Below are 16,691 nucleotides of genomic sequence, written 5' to 3'. Positions count from 1 at the left end.
CTGGCCTACAGGAAAACCCGTCAAACAGGGTCAGAGCGGTTGAAACGCCCAAAATTACCGCTTAAAAGTCTTGACGGACGACCCCGAAAGAAGAAACATCGTTCATTGTCGATCTGTTACGGGGAGGTGCCGTGCGTCTCGCTGCCGTCGTGCTTCTGATGACCGGGTCGCTCGCGGCGCCACCGGCCGCCGAGCCGCTCGACATCTACCGCTATCTCGACGATCCACAGCTCACCCAGGAGGGCCAGGAGGAGCCGCACGCCGACCTCCGGCCGTACCCGGACGAGCGGTCGGCCGCGGCCGACGTGACCGAGCGGAACGCGGCCAACCCGTACTCGATGTCGCTCGACGGCGCGTGGCGGCTGAAGATCTTCGACAAGCCGACCGACGTGCCCGCCGACTTCGCCGACCAGGCCGGCGACTGGCCGACCGCCCAGGTGCCGCACACCTGGCAGTCCGACTTCATCGACCACCCGATCTTCCGGAACATTCCCTCCGAGATCGTGCCGGACGACCCGCCGCGGGTGCCGCGCGACGTCAACCCGACCGGCGCCTACGTCAAGACGTTCACCGTGCCGGCCGAGTGGGACGGCAAGCGCACGGTCCTCCGCTTCGAGGGCGTGACCAGCAATTACCTGGTCTGGGTGAACGGCGAGTACGTCGGGTACGACCAGGGCGGCTACACCCCGGCCGAGTACGACATCACCGACCACCTGCGGCCCGGCCGGAACCAGCTGAGCGTCCAGGTGCACCGCTGGGGCTCCGGCGCCTACCTGGAGGACGTGGACCAGTGGCGCTACAGCGGCATCTTCCGCGACGTGTGGCTCTACCGCACCGAGACCAATCACCTCCAGGACGCGTACGTCACGACGGCCGGCGAGACGATGACCGTGCGGACCACCATCGCGGGAAGCGGTCAGGTCACCGCGAAGCTCCTCGACGAGAAGGGGAAGCTCGTCGCCACCGGAACCGATCGCCTGACCGTGCCGGGCGCGAAACGCTGGAGCGCCGAGGAGCCCAACCTCTACACGCTGATCCTCCAGCTCACCAGCAACGGCAAGGTCGTGCACACCACGTCGCAGGCGGTCGGCTTCCGTGACCTCGAGGTCCGGGACAAGCAAATCCTGGTCAACGGGAAACGCATCCTGATCAAGGGCGTGAACCGCGCCGAGACCAACCCGGACACCGGCCGCGCCGCCACCCGGGAGTTCATGAAGCAGGACGTCTTCACGCTCAAGCGCCTGCACGTCAACGCGGTCCGCACCTCGCACTACCCGAGCGATCCGTACCTCTACCGCCTCGCCGACAAGTACGGCATGTACATCGACGACGAGGTCGACATCGAGACGCACAACCACGAGAGCTGCCCGAGCCAGTGCCTGGCCGACCGTCCGGAGTGGCAGGCCGCGTTCGCCGACCGGTTCCGCGGGATGGTCGAGCGCGACAAGAACCACCCGAGCGTCATCTTCTGGGACACCGGCAACGAGGCCGGGCTGGGCGCCGCGCACTACGCGATGGCCGCCTGGGCCGACGCCCACGAGCCGACCCGCCTGCTCTACCACCAGTCCAACAGCCCGGACGGCGACGCGCCGTTCGCCGATGTGGACGGCCCGCGCTATCCGACGCCGGCCCGGCTGGAGGCGCGGACGCAGAGCAGCGCCAAGCCGATCGTGATGGGCGAGTACGCCCACGCGATGGGCAACAGCCTCGGCAACTTCGACGAGTTCTGGGCGCTGGCCCGCCGATATCCGTCGATGCAGGGCGGCTTCATCTGGGACTGGGCCGAGCAGAACCTGCGCCAGCCGCTCTACTTCGTGGGCGAGAACGCCTTCCTGGTCGGCAAGCCCACGGTGGCGGACGGCGCCGTCGACCTCTCCGGCCTGGACGACTTCGTCGACACCTTCCGCTCCCCCGCCCTCGACCTCACCGACGCCGTCCGGCTCGAGGCGCGGGTCAAGCCGGGCGCGTGGTCCGGCAGTTTCCCGATCCTGACCAAGGGCCTGGGGTACGCCGTGCAGATGCGCGACCGGGACACCCTGGAGTTCGGCGCCGACATCGGCGGCTGGACGACCGTGGCGGCCGACGTCCCGGCCGACTGGTACGACACCTGGCACACGGTCAGCGGCTCCTACGACGGCTCGGCGCTGCGCCTGCTCATCGACGGCGTCCAGGTGGCGACCGCGGCGAAGACCGGGAAGATCGACCCCGGGCTGTACGAGGTGCAGATCGGCCACAACGCCGAGACCCAGCTGGACAACGACCTGTGGAGCGCGCGCACCGGGCACGGGGAGGTCGACTACGCCCGCGTCTACGGCGCCGGCGCCGACCCGGTGCTGGCCCTCGAATTCGAGTCGGCGCAGCGCCGCGGCGACTTCCTCAGCCTGGGCATCAGCCTCTCCGGCACCGACGGCCTGGTCGGCTCGGACCGCTACCTCCAGCCCGAGACGCAGGAGATGGCCTGGGCGCAGTCCCCGATCCGCGTCTCGCAGGTCTCGCCCACGGTCGTGCGCCTGACCAACGAGCAGCAGGCGGGCTCGCACTCACTGCGCGTGACGTGGAAGCTGACCGAGGCCGAGCGATTGTTGCGCAAGGGAGAAAGAACGTTCGTTCTCGCTCCGGGCGCGAGCGCCGACGTGACGGTTGATCAGGCGCCGGCCAACCCGCACGACCGCGAACGCTTCCTCACGGTGCAAGCGCTGAGCGCCCGGGCGACCGAGTGGGCGCGCGCCGGGTGGGTGCTGGGTCAGGGTCAGTTCGCGGCCGGCGGCCGGGCGGTTCCCGGTGTTCTCCCAGCTCCGGTACGCGGGGCGCCCAAGCTCACCAGCACCGCCGGCACGATCACGGTGAGCGGGGACGACTTCCGGTACCGCTTCGACGGCGGCACCCTGGCCTCGATGCGGGCCGGCGGCCGGGAGCTGCTGAAGGGCGGGCCGGCGCTGTCGGTCTACCGCCCGCCGACCAGCAACGAGACGTACGACTGGAATGTGAACGACGGCGGGGTCTGGCACGACATCGGCCTGGACGCGTTGTCACACACGGTCACCTCGGTGCACACCTCGGCCGAGCCCGACGCCGCGGTCGTCGAGGTGGTCGAGCGGTACGCCGGGAAGACCATCGCGTTCGACCAGACGCTGCGCTACCGGATCGACCGGAACGGCACGGTCACGCTGCGGCAGCAGGTCACGCCCTCGGGCTCCGGGACGGCTTCCCTGCCGTACCTGCCGCGGGTGGGTCTGTCGGTGAAGGTCCCGGACGCGATGCAGAAGTTCGCGTTCTACGGGCGTGGCCCGCACGAGACCTACAACGACCGGAAGTCGGGGGCGGCGATGGGCGTCTACCGCAGCACGGTCGCCGACGAGTACGTGCGGTACTCGCGGCCGCAGGCGTACGGCAACCACACCGACGCGCGCTGGGCCTCGCTCACCGACGGCCGCGACGGGCTGCTGGTCGGCGGCATGAACGACGTCAGCGTGACCGCGTACGACGAGCTGGCCCGGGCCGAGTACGACCACCAGCTGCCCCTGGTCAAGAACCGCGGCTGGGTCACGCTGCACGCGCTGGCCGGCGAGACGGGCATGGGCGAGACGCCGAACTCGGTGCTCCCGCCCTACCGCCTGCCCGCCCACCGCCCGTACGCCCAGGAGCTGGTCCTTCGCCCGCTGACCACCGGCGAGGCGGCCCGGGGCGGCGTGCCCGACTCCGACGTGCCGGCACCCTGCCCGCCGACCGTCGGCCTGAACGCGCCGGACACGGTCACCCCCGGCACCCCGGCGACCGTGGACGTGACCGTGACCGCTCGCTGCGCCGAAGGCCTGACCAGCGCCACGGTCACGCTCGACGTGCCGGACGGCTGGACCGTGACGCCGCCGTCGGTGTCCCTCGGCGGCGACGGCACGGCGTCCTTCCAGGTCACCGCGCCGGCCGGCACCGACGTGGGCACTCATCAGCTCACCGCGACCGTGGTCAGCACGACACCCAGCGGCTTCACCTCGACCACCACCGCGTCGGCGACCGTGGCGACGCCGCTGCCGCCCGGTTACGCCTGGCTGAGCGACCGGCCGTTCGAGGCGGTCAGCAACGGCTGGGGGCCGGCCGAACGGGACCTGAGCAACGGCGAGCAGGCGGCCGGGGACGGCGACACGCTGAGCATCGCCGGTCGGGCGTACCCGAAGGGTCTGGGGGTTCACGCCCTGTCGGTGGTCCGGGTGCCGCTGGGCGGGAGCTGCACACGCTTCCGCGCCGACGCGGGCGTGGACGACGAGACCGGCAGCGGCGGCTCGGTGCTCTTCTCGGCCTGGCTGGACGGGCGGCAGCTCACCCAGACGGCCCGGCTCACCGGCGACGGCGCGGCCGTTCCGATCGACGTCGACCTGACCGGCGGCAGCACCCTCGAACTGCGGGTGACCGACGCCGGCGACGGCAACGGCCTGGATCACGCCGACTGGGCCGGTGCCCGCCTGAGCTGCTGAATCCCTACCAGATCGCGTCGGCGCCCGCCGCGGCCAGCGTGGCGCCCGACGCGATCAACAGAACGGTGCAGAGCTTGCGCAGGCGCGGGCTGTTCCCGGCGTTCGGGTTTTCCAGGGCCGCGAGCAACACGCCGGCGCCGGCTGCGAGCGCCATACCGGCGACAGCAATCATGGGTCCACGGTGGCCGACCAGCCCGTACCGGTAAACCACCGACACATGACATTCAGGCAATCGGGGGGTAATCATCTGCCATCCGTCGCCGGATACGCGCTGTGCTTCGTACCCAGCACCTCACGCACCGTTGCCTCGTCCATCGGCTCGCCCAGGAAGTCGAACAGCGCGCGCACGTTGGCCAGGCCGTCGTCGATGTCGTCGTAGCTGAAGTGGTGGTGCCGGTCGTCGGCCGGGATGTTCCACAGCCGCTCGTCGGCCGCCCGGATCGTCTTCTCGGCGTTCCGCTTGTCCGGCCACCAGCCGCTGCGGGCCACCGCGGCCGGGTCCCGGTGATTGATCACGATCCGCGGGTCGGGGAACGAGCGGCGCAGCCAGGCGACGTATTCGGCCAGGTCGGGGATGTGCACCGGGGTGTAGCGGATCTCCTTGAAGCCGAGCACCCGGTCGCCCGGCTCGGGACGCAGGACGTTGCTGACGAAGTTGTTCAGCAGGCCGGCCCGGAACCGGTTCTCCCGGACCCGCGGGGTGCCGTACCAGGGGCTGAGCGGGCTGAGATGGTCGGCGCCGGAGAAGCTCTCCCGGGCCTTGGCGATCGCGGCGTCGGCCTGGTAGATCCGGTAGAGGGCGCTGTAGTTCTCGCCGCGCACGCGGTAGCCGGGGATCGAGTTGAGCAGGCCGGCCAGCAACGTCGAGCCCGAGCGGCCGTAGGTGAGCACGAACAGGTACTCGTAGTCGGCCACCACGCCGACGTGCCTGCTCGCGACCCGGATGCCCCGGCGCACCAGCCGGGTGCCGCCACGGCGCAAGGGGGAAAGCGCTTTTCGTACCTGCTGGGGGATGTGCTCACGCATGGTGAGTGAACGACCCGTTGCGCGGAGAGGACGCGGGCCATGGTTTTCCCGGGCTATCCCGGCAATGTTCCGTCACCGTCGGCGGACGGGCCGGAGGGCTACACGTACGCGGCGGTCCTGCTCCGACCGGCCGAGGTCGGCGCCGCGCTACGTGAGATCCGGTTCAGCGGCTGGGTCGGCGCGCCCGAGAACGGCTGGCTGCCCATCGTCACCGCCTCCGGGGCCGGGACCGTCGCGGCCGGCCGGCGGGGCGTCGTGGGGGTCGCCTCGTTCCTCGCCGAGCGGCTGGGCGGGACCGTGCTGGCCGTCCGGGTGCGCGCCGACCGGCAGCTGCTGCTCGCGGTCTGGGTGGACGGCGAGGAGGCCGGGCGCTATCTGAGCGATCCCTCCCGCGAGCCGGGTGCGGAAGAAGACGTTCTCGATGATCCGTACGGAACTCAGCACGCGGCCGCCTTCGCCGCGGCCCTCGGCAACCCCTCCGCCGCCGCCGACCTGGCCGAGTTGCTGTCCGAGCGGCTGGACACCGACAGCATGATCGAGTCGGAACGGCTGTCCCGGGTGCTGCGGATGTTCGGGCTGCCGACCTGGCTGGTGGCCGCCGCGTCGCTGCCGAAGGACATTCCGACCGGCCCGTCCCGGCGGGACTTCACCCGGCTCGGCGCCGGGCGCCCGGGACCGCTCGGACGGCTGCTCGGCCCGCTGCTGAACGTGACCAGAAAGCGACGCCCGCCACCACCCGCGGTGACCGACCCGCCGCGCGGCGGACAGCTCGATCCGTGGCTGCTCTGACGTCGACATTTGCCCTACCAGGCAGGTTACGTCCGTCGTCTGATTGAAACGTGACTATTGACCTTGATCCCGGTATTTTGCCGCCCGGTGGTATCGACGGCCGGGATGGTGGGAGCAGTGCGCGACTTCGAGGACTACTCGGGCTATGGGGATCCTCCGTCGACGCCTCCTTCGGGCGACAACGTCCTCGTCCGGCCGTACATCCCGCCGGACTCCCCCGACTACAGCCTGCCCGAGGGCGGCGCCTTCCCGGAGGAGCCCGATTTTCCGGAAGACACCTTTCCGGAGCAGCCCGATTTCGAGCGCCCTTACCAGGACGATCCCGAGCAGACCGGCCCGGTCTTCGTGCCCGACCCCACGCCGATGGTGCTGCCCGGCGACAGCGACCGTGAGCCTCCGGTGTCGCACGTCAATCCCGAGTCCGACCGCCGGCAGATGGTCTGGCTGATCGGCTCCGGGCTCGCCCTGGTCATCGCGGTCGCGGTCACCATGTTCGCGCTCTGGCCGGGCAACGAGGAGGAGACCCCGACCGCCGCGGCGCCGCGCCCCGCACCGCCCGCGGCCGGGCAACCCGGCTCACCGGAGGGTTCCGCCCCCGCCGGCGCCCCCTCGGCCGGCCCGTCCAAGGGCTCCGCGTCACCCTCCGCGACGGGCGCCAAGGGCAGCGCCGCGACCAAGCCACCGGCCGCGCCCGGCATCAACACGCCGAACTTCCCCCTGCCGCCCGCCGGCAACGGAAACGGAAACGGAAACGGCCCGCCCACGCAGACCACCCCGCCGGCCACCCTCGCGCCGCCGCCGGCCGCGGACCGTGTCGGCCCGGTCGTGGCCGCGTCGGGCAACTGCCTCGACATCGACGCCGGCATCCTGCTGCTCGGCGACGAGCTGGTGGCCCGCGACTGCAACAACACCTCGTCGCAGCGCTTCACCCTGGCCAAGGACGGCACCCTGAGGGTGGGCGGCTCCTGCGCGGTGCAGGAGGGCGGCGAGGTCAAGGTCCGCGTCTGCAACAACGCGGCCGCCGGCCAGTGGCGCGCCGGCCCCGGCAACACGCTGGTCAACAACGGCTCCAAGCAGTGCCTGTCCAGCAACGACAACGACGTGGCCGTGGTGGCCTGCGGCGGCTCCGGCCAGAACTGGGCACTGCCCTAGGCGGTTGTACCACCCGGCCTCGTTTGACCGGGCCTCGCGTCAGGCGGCCAGGCGGCTCTTCACGGCGCGGGTGAAGTCGTCGGCGATCACCTCGGGCGCGCCGTCGGCCACCCCGTCGAGGGCGAGGGCCGCGACCAGGGCCGGGTCGGTCTTCTGGCCGGCGGGCACGGCCGCGGCCATGTCGGTGTCCATGAAGCCGACGTGCAGCGCGGTGACGGTGATCTTCCGGTCGGCCAGGGTGGCGCGCAGGGCGTTGCTCAGCGCCCACCCGGCGGCCTTGGCCGAGCCGTACGCGCCGAAGCGCGGCGGGTGCGTCCAGGACAGCACGGACAGCACATTGAGGATCGCGCCGCCGCCGTTCCCCTCGATGACCGGCACGAACGCGCGGGTCACGCCGAGCGTCCCGAAGTAGTGCACGTCCATCTCCCGCCGGATCTCGGCGAGGTCGCCGGTGAGCAGGTCGGCGCCGGTGTCCACCCCGGCGTTGTTGATCAGCAGGGTGACGTCCGGCGCGGCCGCGACGGCCTCGACGATCTGGCCGGGGTCGGTGACGTCGAGCCGCACCGGGATCACGCCCGGCAGGTCGACCGATTCCGGGTCGCGGGCCCCGGCATAGACCTTGGCGCCGCGATCGGCCAGCTGAGCGGCGAGGGCACGGCCGAAGCCGCGATTCGACCCGGTGACGAGAGCAACTGCGTTCTGGAGATCCATGCCCTTTAGATTAGGCACGTCATCTAATAGCGGCAAGGTGATAGATGACACCAGACATCTATACTGGGCGGATGGGACGGGTATCGCAGGCACAGGCACGGGAGAACCGGGAACGCGTCGTGGAGGCCGCCGGCCGGCTCTTCCGCGAACGAGGCGTGGACGCGGTCAGCGTGGCCGACGTGATGGCCGAGGCCGGGCTGACCCACGGCGGCTTCTACAAGCAGTTCGCGTCCAAGGAGGCGCTGGTCGCCGAGGCCGTGCAGACCACGTTCGCCCAGCAGCGGGCCGAGCGGGCGAACACCGCCCTGTCGACGTTCTTCGACGACTACCTCTCCCCCGCCCACCGGGACCGGCCCGGCGCGGGATGCTCGGCCGTCGCCCTGGCCCCCGACGTGGCCCGGGAGCCCGCCGACGCCGCCGCCCGCGCGAACTTCACCGACGCCATCGAGCGCTACGCCCGCTGGCTGGCCGGTGACGAGGGCGAAGACCTGGTGACCCTGAGCCTCCTGGTCGGCGCGGTCACCCTGGCCCGCGCGACCGCCGGCGCCCCGGTCTCTGACCGCATCCTGGCCGCGGCCCGCGAGGCCCTCACCGAGCCCCGCCCTTAGAGGCTCTTGAGGAAGCGGGCGCTGGACGAGCAGATGTCCTCGTACCCGAGCTGCTTGTAGAACTCGTGGGTTCTCGTCCGGTAGCGGCTGCTGGTGACCTCCAGCTTGACGCAGCCGGCCGCCCGGGCCTGCTCCTCGGTGGCCCGGACCATGGACTGACCGACACCCAGGCTGCGGTAGCGCTCGTCGACGACCAGGGCGATCAGGCGCCCGAGGTATCCGGTCACCTCGAGCAGCGGCATCATCGCCAGCGCCGCGACGCCGACCAGGACGCCGTCGTCGTCGGCGCCGATGAGCCGGCCCGAGGGGGCGTCGAGCCAGTGGTCGAGCCGCTCGTGCACGGCCGCCTCGGTGGTCGGATAGCCGAGTTGGTCGAGCAGCGGAACGAGTCGGGCCGCGTCCTGCCGCCGGACCGGGCGAAGCTGTACATCCATTCGAAGAAGTTTGGCAGTTTCCCGCAACCGTCAGGAGGGTGTCCGGATGATGCTGCAGGAACTGCGCGCGGTCGACGCGCTCGAGCAAAACTTCACTAAGGTGTCGCCATGGGGGACGGCTTGGGTGACGGGCTGGCGCTGCGGCTCTGCCGGGCTCGTGACCTGGCCGCGTTGATCGGGTTGCTCGCCGTCCTCGAGGGTGAGCTGATGGTCGGCGGGGTATCGTCCCATCTGCTCGGGCGGCTGCGCGAGCGGCTGGCCCACGAGGGGCTGATCGCGCCGGCCGCGACCGAGGACCAGCTGTGTCAGGCGATCCACGACCTCAATCAAGGCCTGCGGTACGCGCTGGGCGAGTTCGACGAACCACCATCGTCAGCGGGCAGGTGACAGAGATCCGCGGAGCGGCGGGGCGTCCCACGTACGCAACCGCACGGCGTTGTTGGTGAAGCGGGACCGGTAGGCCGAGGCGCTCAGCCCGAAGTGGGCCCGGAAGCGGCGGGCGAAGTAGTTCTGGTCGGGCCAGCCGACCGACTCGCCGATGCGGGCGATCGGCTCGTCCGTACGCAGCAGCTGGGTCGCCGCCAGCTCGACGCGATGCCGCGCCAGATAGGCGATCGGCGGCAGCCCGGTCGCGGACTTGAACAGCCGGACCAGGTAGCCGGGCGCGAGGTGGAGCGCGTCGGAGAGCTCGGCCAGCGTCCACCGGTGGGCCGGGCGGTCCTCCATCATCCGCATCGCCTCGACGACCGCGGGATGGGTGGCGTGCACGACGCCGGCCAGCACGTCGCCGCCGTCGACGATCACCGCTCGGGCCAGGGCGCTGAGGAACAGCGACAGCCGGCCGATGACGTCGCCGCGGAAGAAGCTCGTCGGCTTGGTCCGCAGGGCGCTGAGCGCGTCCAGGTGGCTGACGCACTCGGCCAGGTCGGCCGGGCCGAGGTGGGCGGTGAGGATGCCGCGGCGCTGACCGGAATAGGGGCCCGACCAGAGCAGGTAACCGAGCAGCGGGTCCTCGCGGGTCCAGGACAGTTCGTGCTGGAGCAGCTCGACCGAGAAGCAGCAGTTGTACATGTCGAGCTGCCGGCAGTCCTCGTACCCGTGCCACACGCCGGGCCGCAGCAGCACCACGTCGCCGACGCGCGTCTCCTGCCGGCCGGCCAGGCTGTGGTGCACGCCGTGACCCGACATCACCAGGGCGACCTCGACGAAGCTGTGGGTGTGGGTGGGGCAGACACCGTCGTGTTGCCAGTGGCCCGCGTAGGCCATGGCGCCGTCCGTCAGATGCATGAGATCGGTTGACGTGTTGACCGGCAACTCCCTCATCGACCGAGTATAGGGCGGTTCCGGAACCGGTCCCAGGTGAAGTTCGTGCTAGTACCGGTCAAGTCTGGGCTAGCTGAGTGTGACCTGAGCCACGCAGGATCGGGAGACGACCGCAATCCCCCCGACATTTTCCGGAAACCGCTTCCACCTTCGCGCCTTCTCAATGAATCGTTTCAGGGAGTCGAGCACATGCCCCACCGCCTCCGGTTCGAGCACCACACCGAAGCCCTCGGCATCGGCACCGCCACGCCCCGGCTGTCGTGGTGGAACGATGAGCCCCAGACCGCGTACGAGCTGGAGATCAGCCGCAACGACGGTCCGGCCGAGACGTTCCGGGTCGAGTCGGACGAGCAGGTGCTGGTCCCGTGGCCGGCGGCGCCGCTGAGATCCCGCGACCGGGTGCGGGTCCGGGTGAAGGTCAACGACAGCTGGAGCGAGTACGCCGAAGCCGAAGCCGGCCTCCTCGAGCCGAGCGACTGGACCGCCCGATTCGTCCAGGGCGACCCGGACGCCGAGGCGCCCATCCTCAGCGCCTCCCTCGACATCCCCTTCTCGATCACCAGGGCGCGGCTGTACGCGACGGCCCACGGCCTCTACATCCCGCACCTGAACGGGCAGCGCGTCGGCGACCACCAGCTCGCCCCCGGCTGGACCGCCTACCAGCACCGCCTGCGCTACCAGACCTTCGACGTCACCGGCCTGGTCCGCACCGGCGCCAACCGCCTCGACATCCAGCTCGGCAACGGCTGGTACCGCGGCCGGCTCGGCTTCCGCGGCCAGCGCGGCCTCTACGGCGACCACCTCGCCCTGCTGGCCCAGCTCGAGGTCACCACCGAGGACGGGCAGACGCACCTGCTCGGCACCGACGGCTCGTGGACCGCGCGGGCGAGCACCGTGACGGCCAACGACCTCTACGACGGCCAGACCACCGACCTCCGCCACCTCGATGCGCCGTCGCAGCCCGTCAGCGTGGTCGACGCCGACCTCAGCCGGCTCGTGGCGCCGGACGGCCCACCCGTACGCATCACCGAGATCGTCAGCGCCAAGGCGATCACGGCGTCACCGAGCGGGAAGACCCTCGTCGACTTCGGGCAGAACGTGGTCGGCCGGGTGCGGCTCAGGGTCCGCGATGGACAAAACGGGCAGGAAATCACCATCCGGCACGCCGAGGTGCTGGAGAACGGCGAGCTCGGCGTACGCCCGCTGCGCACCGCCAAGTGCACCGACACCTGGATCCTGGCCGGCCCGGACGAGGTCACGCTGGAGCCGGAGCTGACCTTCCACGGCTTCCGCTACGCCGAGGTGACCGGTGTTCCTGCCTTGGCGAAGGACGACATCCAGGCCGTCGTGCTGCACTCCGACCTGGAGCGCACCGGGTGGTTCACCAGCAGCCACGACCTGCTCAACCGCTTCCACGAGAACGTCGTATGGGGCATGCGCGGCAACTTCCTGGACGTGCCCACCGACTGCCCGCAACGCGACGAACGGCTCGGCTGGACCGGCGACCTCCAGGTCTTCTCCCCCACCGCCACCTTCCTGTACGACAGCGCCGGCTTCCTCACCAACTGGCTCGCCGACCTGGCCGCCGAGCAGCAGAAGGACGGCTCGGTCCCGTTCGTCATCCCGGACGTGATCCGCGACGCGGGACCGTCGGCCACCGCCTGGGGCGACGCCGCGACCGTGGTGCCGTGGGTGGTCTACCGGGCGCACGGCGACGCCGGCCTGCTCGCCCGCCAGCTGCCGAGCATGCGCGGCTGGGTCGACCGGATGGTCGAGCTGGCCGGCCCGGACCTGCTGTGGCAGGGCGGCTTCCAGTTCGGCGACTGGCTCGACCCGACCGCACCGCCGGCCGACCCGTTCCGGGCCAAGGCCGACCCGGACGTGATCGCCACCGCGCACCTGGCCTATTCGGCCGGCCTGGTCGCGAAGGCCGCGGCGGTGACCGGTGACACGGCGGTCGAGAAGCAGTACGCCGACCTGGCCACCAGGGCCCGCGCGGCGTACGCCCGGGAGTACACGACGGCCGGCGGCCGGGTGCTCTCCGACTCGGCCACCAACTATGCCCTCGCCCTGCACTGGGACCTGCTGCCGGACGACGGGCAGCGCGAACGGGCCGGTCAGCGGCTGGCCGACCTGGTCCGCGCGGCCGGCTACCGGATCAGCACCGGCTTCGTCGGCACGCCGCTGATGACCGACGTGCTCGCCGACGCGGGCGAGCCGGAGCTGGCGTATCGGCTGCTGCTGCAGACCGGCTGCCCGTCCTGGCTCTACGCGGTGACCATGGGCGCCAGCACGGTGTGGGAGCGCTGGGACAGCATGCTGCCCGACGGGAGCATCAACCCGGGCCAGATGACCTCGTTCAACCACTACGCGCTGGGCGCGGTCGCGGACTGGATGCACCGCCGGGTCGCCGGTCTGGCGCCGGGTGACGCGGGCTACCGCACGATCTCGGTACGCCCGTTGCCCGGTCACGCGCTGACGTCGGCGAGCGCCCGGCACCTGACGCCGTACGGCGAGGCCGCCGCCGGATGGGAGCGGGCCGGCGGCCGGCTCACGCTCACCGTCACCGTGCCGGTCGGCAGCCGCGCCACCGTGGAGATCCCCGGCGGCGACACGGTCGAGGTGGCGCACGGCGTACACGAATGGACCGTGGACGACCCGTACGCGCAAGAACCCGAGCTGCCCACCGGCGCGACCATCCGCCGGCTGATGGACCACGAACCGAGCTGGCAGCGCGTGGTCGCCGCGGCGACCGAAGCGGGCGTCGCGGACGGCGAAGCCGCGCTGGCCGACCGCCTCGCGCGCTACCTCGACGCACCCACCACCGACCTGGCGGACGCCGCCACCGGCCGAGGCTTCGTACCCGGCGCAGAAGCGTTCCGCGCCGCCCTGCAAACCCTTCTTGAGAGGTCGAGATGAGATTTCGCACCATGGCCGTCGGGGCGCTGGCCGCCGCGACGATGGCCGCCGGTGGCGCGTGCAGCGCCGGCAGCCTCGGTTCCAACGACGACGGCGGCGAGGGCGGCAAGGTCACGCTGTCCCTGCTGGTGGACAACTCGGAGGACACCGTCCGGGCCGGCGAGCAGCTGGCCAAGGACTTCACCGCCAAGAACCCCGACATCACGGTCAAGGTCGAGACCCGCCCGGCCGGCACCGAGGGCGACAACATCATCAAGACGCGGCTGTCCACCGGGGACATGACCGACGTGTTCATGTACAACTCGGGTTCGCTGTTCCAGGCCATCGCGCCGCAGAAGAACCTGGTCGACGTGACCGACCAGCCGTACGCGGGCCAGCTCGACGAGAACTTCAAGAAGACCGTGTCGGCCGACAACAAGCTCTACGGCGTGCCGTGGGGCACCTTCTCGGCCGGCGGGATCATGTACAACCGGCCGATCTACCAGCGGCTCGGCCTCCAGGTGCCGAAGACCTGGGCCGAGTTCATGGCCAACAACGCCAAGATCAAGGCGGACGGCAAGGCGGCGCCGGTCATCCAGACCTACCAGGAGACGTGGACGTCGCAGCTGTTCATCCTGGGCGACTTCCACAACGTCCTCGCCGCCGAGCCGGACTTCCCGGACAAGTACACGAAGAACCAGGCCAAGTACGCCAGCGACCCGAACGCTTTGCTCGGCTTCCAGCACCTGCAGGAGGTGCACGACGCCGGCTACCTCAACAAGGACTTCGCGTCGGCCAAGCTGGACGACGGCCTGCGGATGGTCGCCAAGGGCGAGGGCGTGCACTACCCGATCCTGTCCGGCACCATCGCCACCATCGTGGCCAACTACAAGGATCAGGCCAAGGACGTCGGCCTGTTCCCCATCCCGGGCAACGACGCGGCCAAGAACGGCCTGACCGTGTGGACGCCCAACGGCCTCTACATCCCGCAGACCACGACCGGCGACAAGCTGGCGGCGGCCAAGAAGTTCCTGGCCTTCGTCGGCAGCCCCGACGGCTGCACCTCGCAGACCACGGCCTCGGCGCCGACCGGGCCGTACGCGGTGACCGGCTGCCAGCTCCCGGCCGACGTGCCGCAGGTGGCCAAGGACATGCAGACGTACATCGACGGGCAGAACACGTCCAGCCTGGCGCTGGAGTTCCTGTCCCCGGTCAAGGGGCCGGCGCTGGAGCAGATCTGCGTCGAGGTGGGCTCCGGCATCCGTAAGGCGCCGGCCGGCGCGGCCCTCTACGACGAGGATGTGAAGAAGCAGGCCCAACAGCTCGGGCTGGAAGGCTGGTAGCAGTGGCGACGTCCACCGCCGCCGGCCGCACGGAGGGCCGGGTCGCGAAGCGCGGTCCGGCCCCCTCCGCGGGACGACGACAAAGCCCCTACCCCTACTGGTTCTACGCGCCCGCGGCCGCCATCTACGGGATCCTGTTCCTGGTCCCGACCGTGCTGGCGCTCTATTTCAGCCTGACCCGCTGGAGCCTGTTCTCCAACGAGTTCATCGGCTTCGACAACTACGCGCTGTTCTTCCGGGAGCCGGCGCTGTTCTCGGGCCTGTGGCACACGCTGGTCTACGCCGTGGTCACCTCGGGCCTCAAGGTGGTCCTCGGCATGGCGCTGGCCATCCTGCTGACCTCGCAGATCATCGCCCGCGGCTACCTGCGCTCGGTGGTGTTCTTCCCGACCCTGGTCAGCACCATCGGGGTCGGCCTGACGTTCACGATCCTGATGAACCCCGAGCGCGGCCTGATCAACCAGGCCCTGGGCAAGGTCGGGATCGACGGCCCGGGCTGGCTGACCGATCCCAGCTACGCGCTGCTGTCGGTGGCCCTGGTCGACGTGTGGAAGGGCGTCGGGCTGGCCACGCTCATCTACATCGCCGGCATCGTGTCGATCCCGCAGGAGTACTTCGAGGCGGCCCGGGTCGACGGCGCCGGCGCCTGGCAGAACTTCCGCAAGATCATCTTGCCGCTGGCCCGCCCGGCCACGGTCACCGTCATCATCCTGTCGCTGATCGGCGGGCTGCGATCGTTCGACCTGATCTGGGCGATGACCCGGGGCGGCCCCGGCTTCACCTCGGACGTCATCGCGTCGGTGATCTACAAGCAGTACCAGGCCGGCTTCTACGGCCTGTCCACCGCGGGCAACGTCGTGCTGTTCATCGTGGTGACGGCGATCGTCTTCCCGCTCTGGCGTTTCCTGAACCGGAAGGAGGTGGAGATGTGACCCGGCCCCGCTGGTTTCTCAGCGCCTTCGCGATCCTGGCGTCGGTCGTGGTGTTCCTCGTACCCTTCGCCTTCATCCTGCTCACGTCCTTCATGGACCGTACGCAGGCGTCCGAGCTCACCTTCGCCTGGCCGCGCAACTTCCAGTTCCTCGATAACCTCCAGGCGGTCATCGAGGCGCGCGACTACCTGCTGATCATCGCGTTCATCAACAGCACGATCCTCACGGTGGCCAGCGTGACCATCATGGTGGTGCTGTCGGCGATGGTGGCGTGGACCCTGCAACGCCGCTCGAGCCGCTGGAGCGCGCTGGTCAACGGCCTCGTCCTGGCCGGCTTGATCATGCCGCCGGCGGTCGTGCCGACGATCTGGGTGCTGCAACGGCTCGGGCTGTTCCGCACGATGCCCGGCCTGATCCTGGTCGAGGTGGCGTTCGGGCTCAGCTTCTGCATCCTGCTGTTCCGCGCGTTCATCTCGACGATCCCCCGCGAACTGGACGAGGCCGCGATCATCGACGGCGCCACCCCGCTGCGGCTCTTCTTCCGGGTGATCTTCCCGCTGCTCCGCCCGGTCGCCATCACCGCGATCCTGGTGCAGTCGGTGAACGTCTTCAACGACTTCGTGAACCCGCTGTACTTCCTGCCCGGCGAACAGAACGCCACGGTCCAGCTGACCCTCTACAACTTCTACAGCCAGTTCAACACCCAGTACAACCTGCTCTTCACCGACATCCTGCTGGTCACCATCCCGCCGCTGATCATGTTCCTGTTCTTCAACCGCCAGATCGTCGCCGGCATGACCTCCGGAGCCGTCAAGGGCTAGCGCGCTCGATTCCCCCGACCACTCCGCCGCGCTCCCGTGCCGCCGCGCTCCCGTGCCGCCGCGCCCCCGAGCCGCCGCGCTCGGGGCCACCGCGCTCGGGGCCACCGCGCTCGGGGCCACCGCGCTCGGGGCCACCGCGCTCGGGGCCACCGCGCTCGGGGCCACCGCGCTCGGGGCCACCGCGC

Annotated in this window: 14 protein-coding genes; 9 read left to right on the top strand and 5 right to left on the bottom strand. The window is 70.6% G+C overall.

All coding sequences use genetic code 11. The features are described 5' to 3' along the window. The first annotated feature begins 131 nt into the window (after nt 1-131). On the top strand, nt 132-4,469 hold the full coding sequence (locus AB0O15_RS35335) for a glycoside hydrolase family 2 TIM barrel-domain containing protein (protein WP_364328019.1): 4,338 nt from the start codon (nt 132-134) through the stop codon (nt 4,467-4,469). Between the two features lie 4 nt (nt 4,470-4,473). Here the strand turns inward: AB0O15_RS35335 and AB0O15_RS35330 are convergent, their stop codons facing one another. After that, nucleotides 4,474-4,641: a hypothetical protein gene (locus tag AB0O15_RS35330; RefSeq protein ID WP_364328016.1), complete on the bottom strand. Its 168-nt coding sequence runs from the start codon at nt 4,639-4,641 to the stop codon at nt 4,474-4,476. 71 nt (nt 4,642-4,712) lie between these two features. Next, a complete protein-coding gene (locus AB0O15_RS35325) occupies nt 4,713-5,495 on the bottom strand; it encodes a sulfotransferase (protein ID WP_364328013.1) in 783 nt (260 codons plus the stop codon). A gap of 39 nt (nt 5,496-5,534) precedes the next feature. Between AB0O15_RS35325 and AB0O15_RS35320 the strand changes: the two genes are divergently transcribed. Beyond that, nucleotides 5,535-6,284: a hypothetical protein gene (locus AB0O15_RS35320; protein ID WP_364328011.1), complete on the top strand. Its 750-nt coding sequence runs from the start codon at nt 5,535-5,537 to the stop codon at nt 6,282-6,284. A gap of 117 nt (nt 6,285-6,401) precedes the next feature. Beyond that, nucleotides 6,402-7,436 (top strand): RICIN domain-containing protein, encoded by a 1,035-nt coding sequence (locus tag AB0O15_RS35315; RefSeq protein ID WP_364328009.1) that lies wholly within the window; start codon nt 6,402-6,404, stop codon nt 7,434-7,436. 39 nt (nt 7,437-7,475) lie between these two features. On the opposite strand, the gene AB0O15_RS35310 is transcribed toward AB0O15_RS35315, so the two are convergent. Continuing rightward, complete coding sequence (locus AB0O15_RS35310) at nt 7,476-8,147, bottom strand: SDR family oxidoreductase (RefSeq protein WP_364328008.1); 672 nt, start codon at nt 8,145-8,147, stop codon at nt 7,476-7,478. Between the two features lie 71 nt (nt 8,148-8,218). On the opposite strand from AB0O15_RS35310, the gene AB0O15_RS35305 reads away from it, so the two are divergent. Continuing rightward, a complete protein-coding gene (locus AB0O15_RS35305; protein ID WP_364328006.1) occupies nt 8,219-8,755 on the top strand; it encodes a TetR family transcriptional regulator in 537 nt (178 codons plus the stop codon). On the opposite strand, the gene AB0O15_RS35300 is transcribed toward AB0O15_RS35305, so the two are convergent. Beyond that, nucleotides 8,752-9,189, bottom strand: coding sequence for a GNAT family N-acetyltransferase (locus tag AB0O15_RS35300; protein ID WP_364328004.1), 438 nt, complete (start codon nt 9,187-9,189; stop codon nt 8,752-8,754). The genes AB0O15_RS35305 and AB0O15_RS35300 overlap by 4 nt on opposite strands. Nucleotides 9,190-9,297: 108 nt before the next feature. Here AB0O15_RS35300 and AB0O15_RS35295 point away from each other — a divergent pair, with 108 nt between their 5' ends. Further along, nucleotides 9,298-9,576, top strand: a complete 279-nt coding sequence (locus AB0O15_RS35295) for a hypothetical protein (protein ID WP_364328001.1) — start codon at nt 9,298-9,300, stop codon at nt 9,574-9,576. On the opposite strand, the gene AB0O15_RS35290 is transcribed toward AB0O15_RS35295, so the two are convergent. Next, on the bottom strand, nt 9,562-10,512 hold the full coding sequence (locus AB0O15_RS35290) for an AraC family transcriptional regulator (RefSeq protein ID WP_364327998.1): 951 nt from the start codon (nt 10,510-10,512) through the stop codon (nt 9,562-9,564). The two genes, AB0O15_RS35295 and AB0O15_RS35290, sit on opposite strands and share 15 nt — an antisense overlap. A 189-nt stretch (nt 10,513-10,701) precedes the next feature. Between AB0O15_RS35290 and AB0O15_RS35285 the strand changes: the two genes are divergently transcribed. Genes AB0O15_RS35285 through AB0O15_RS35270 form a run of 4 tightly spaced genes read left to right on the top strand, consistent with a single transcriptional unit; the run spans nt 10,702 to nt 16,506 of the window. Next, entirely contained in the window at nt 10,702-13,431 is a 2,730-nt protein-coding gene (locus AB0O15_RS35285; RefSeq protein ID WP_364327995.1) for a glycoside hydrolase family 78 protein, read from the top strand. Next, on the top strand, nt 13,428-14,753 hold the full coding sequence (locus AB0O15_RS35280; protein WP_364327992.1) for an ABC transporter substrate-binding protein: 1,326 nt from the start codon (nt 13,428-13,430) through the stop codon (nt 14,751-14,753). Before AB0O15_RS35285 ends, AB0O15_RS35280 begins: the two co-directional genes overlap by 4 nt. A gap of 2 nt (nt 14,754-14,755) precedes the next feature. Continuing rightward, nucleotides 14,756-15,685 carry a sugar ABC transporter permease gene (locus tag AB0O15_RS35275; protein ID WP_364327989.1) on the top strand — a complete coding sequence of 310 codons (930 nt, stop codon included), beginning with the start codon at nt 14,756-14,758 and terminating at the stop codon, nt 15,683-15,685. Then, nucleotides 15,682-16,506 carry a carbohydrate ABC transporter permease gene (locus tag AB0O15_RS35270; RefSeq protein WP_364327986.1) on the top strand — a complete coding sequence of 275 codons (825 nt, stop codon included), beginning with the start codon at nt 15,682-15,684 and terminating at the stop codon, nt 16,504-16,506. The genes AB0O15_RS35275 and AB0O15_RS35270 overlap by 4 nt, the downstream gene beginning before the upstream one ends. Nucleotides 16,507-16,691: the final 185 nt, after the last annotated feature.

It is taken from the genome of Actinoplanes sp. NPDC089786 (assembly GCF_040684855.1).
Taxonomy (GTDB): domain Bacteria; phylum Actinomycetota; class Actinomycetes; order Mycobacteriales; family Micromonosporaceae; genus Actinoplanes.
Note: the sequence above shows the minus strand (reverse complement) of the source record. Positions and strands in the feature narration are given on the sequence as shown.

Excerpts from the sequence above, each read along its gene's own strand:
- AB0O15_RS35330 (WP_364328016.1), bottom strand. The coding sequence starts at position 4,641 with ATGATTGCTGTCGCCGGTATGGCGCTCGCAGCCGGCGCCGGCGTGTTG.
- AB0O15_RS35325 (WP_364328013.1), bottom strand. The coding sequence starts at position 5,495 with ATGCGTGAGCACATCCCCCAGCAGGTACGAAAAGCGCTTTCCCCCTTG.
- AB0O15_RS35320 (WP_364328011.1), top strand. The coding sequence starts at position 5,535 with ATGGTTTTCCCGGGCTATCCCGGCAATGTTCCGTCACCGTCGGCGGAC.
- AB0O15_RS35310 (WP_364328008.1), bottom strand. The coding sequence starts at position 8,147 with ATGGATCTCCAGAACGCAGTTGCTCTCGTCACCGGGTCGAATCGCGGC.
- AB0O15_RS35305 (WP_364328006.1), top strand. The coding sequence starts at position 8,219 with ATGGGACGGGTATCGCAGGCACAGGCACGGGAGAACCGGGAACGCGTC.
- AB0O15_RS35300 (WP_364328004.1), bottom strand. The coding sequence starts at position 9,189 with ATGGATGTACAGCTTCGCCCGGTCCGGCGGCAGGACGCGGCCCGACTC.
- AB0O15_RS35295 (WP_364328001.1), top strand. The coding sequence starts at position 9,298 with ATGGGGGACGGCTTGGGTGACGGGCTGGCGCTGCGGCTCTGCCGGGCT.
- AB0O15_RS35290 (WP_364327998.1), bottom strand. The coding sequence starts at position 10,512 with ATGAGGGAGTTGCCGGTCAACACGTCAACCGATCTCATGCATCTGACG.
- AB0O15_RS35285 (WP_364327995.1), top strand. The coding sequence starts at position 10,702 with ATGCCCCACCGCCTCCGGTTCGAGCACCACACCGAAGCCCTCGGCATC.
- AB0O15_RS35280 (WP_364327992.1), top strand. The coding sequence starts at position 13,428 with ATGAGATTTCGCACCATGGCCGTCGGGGCGCTGGCCGCCGCGACGATG.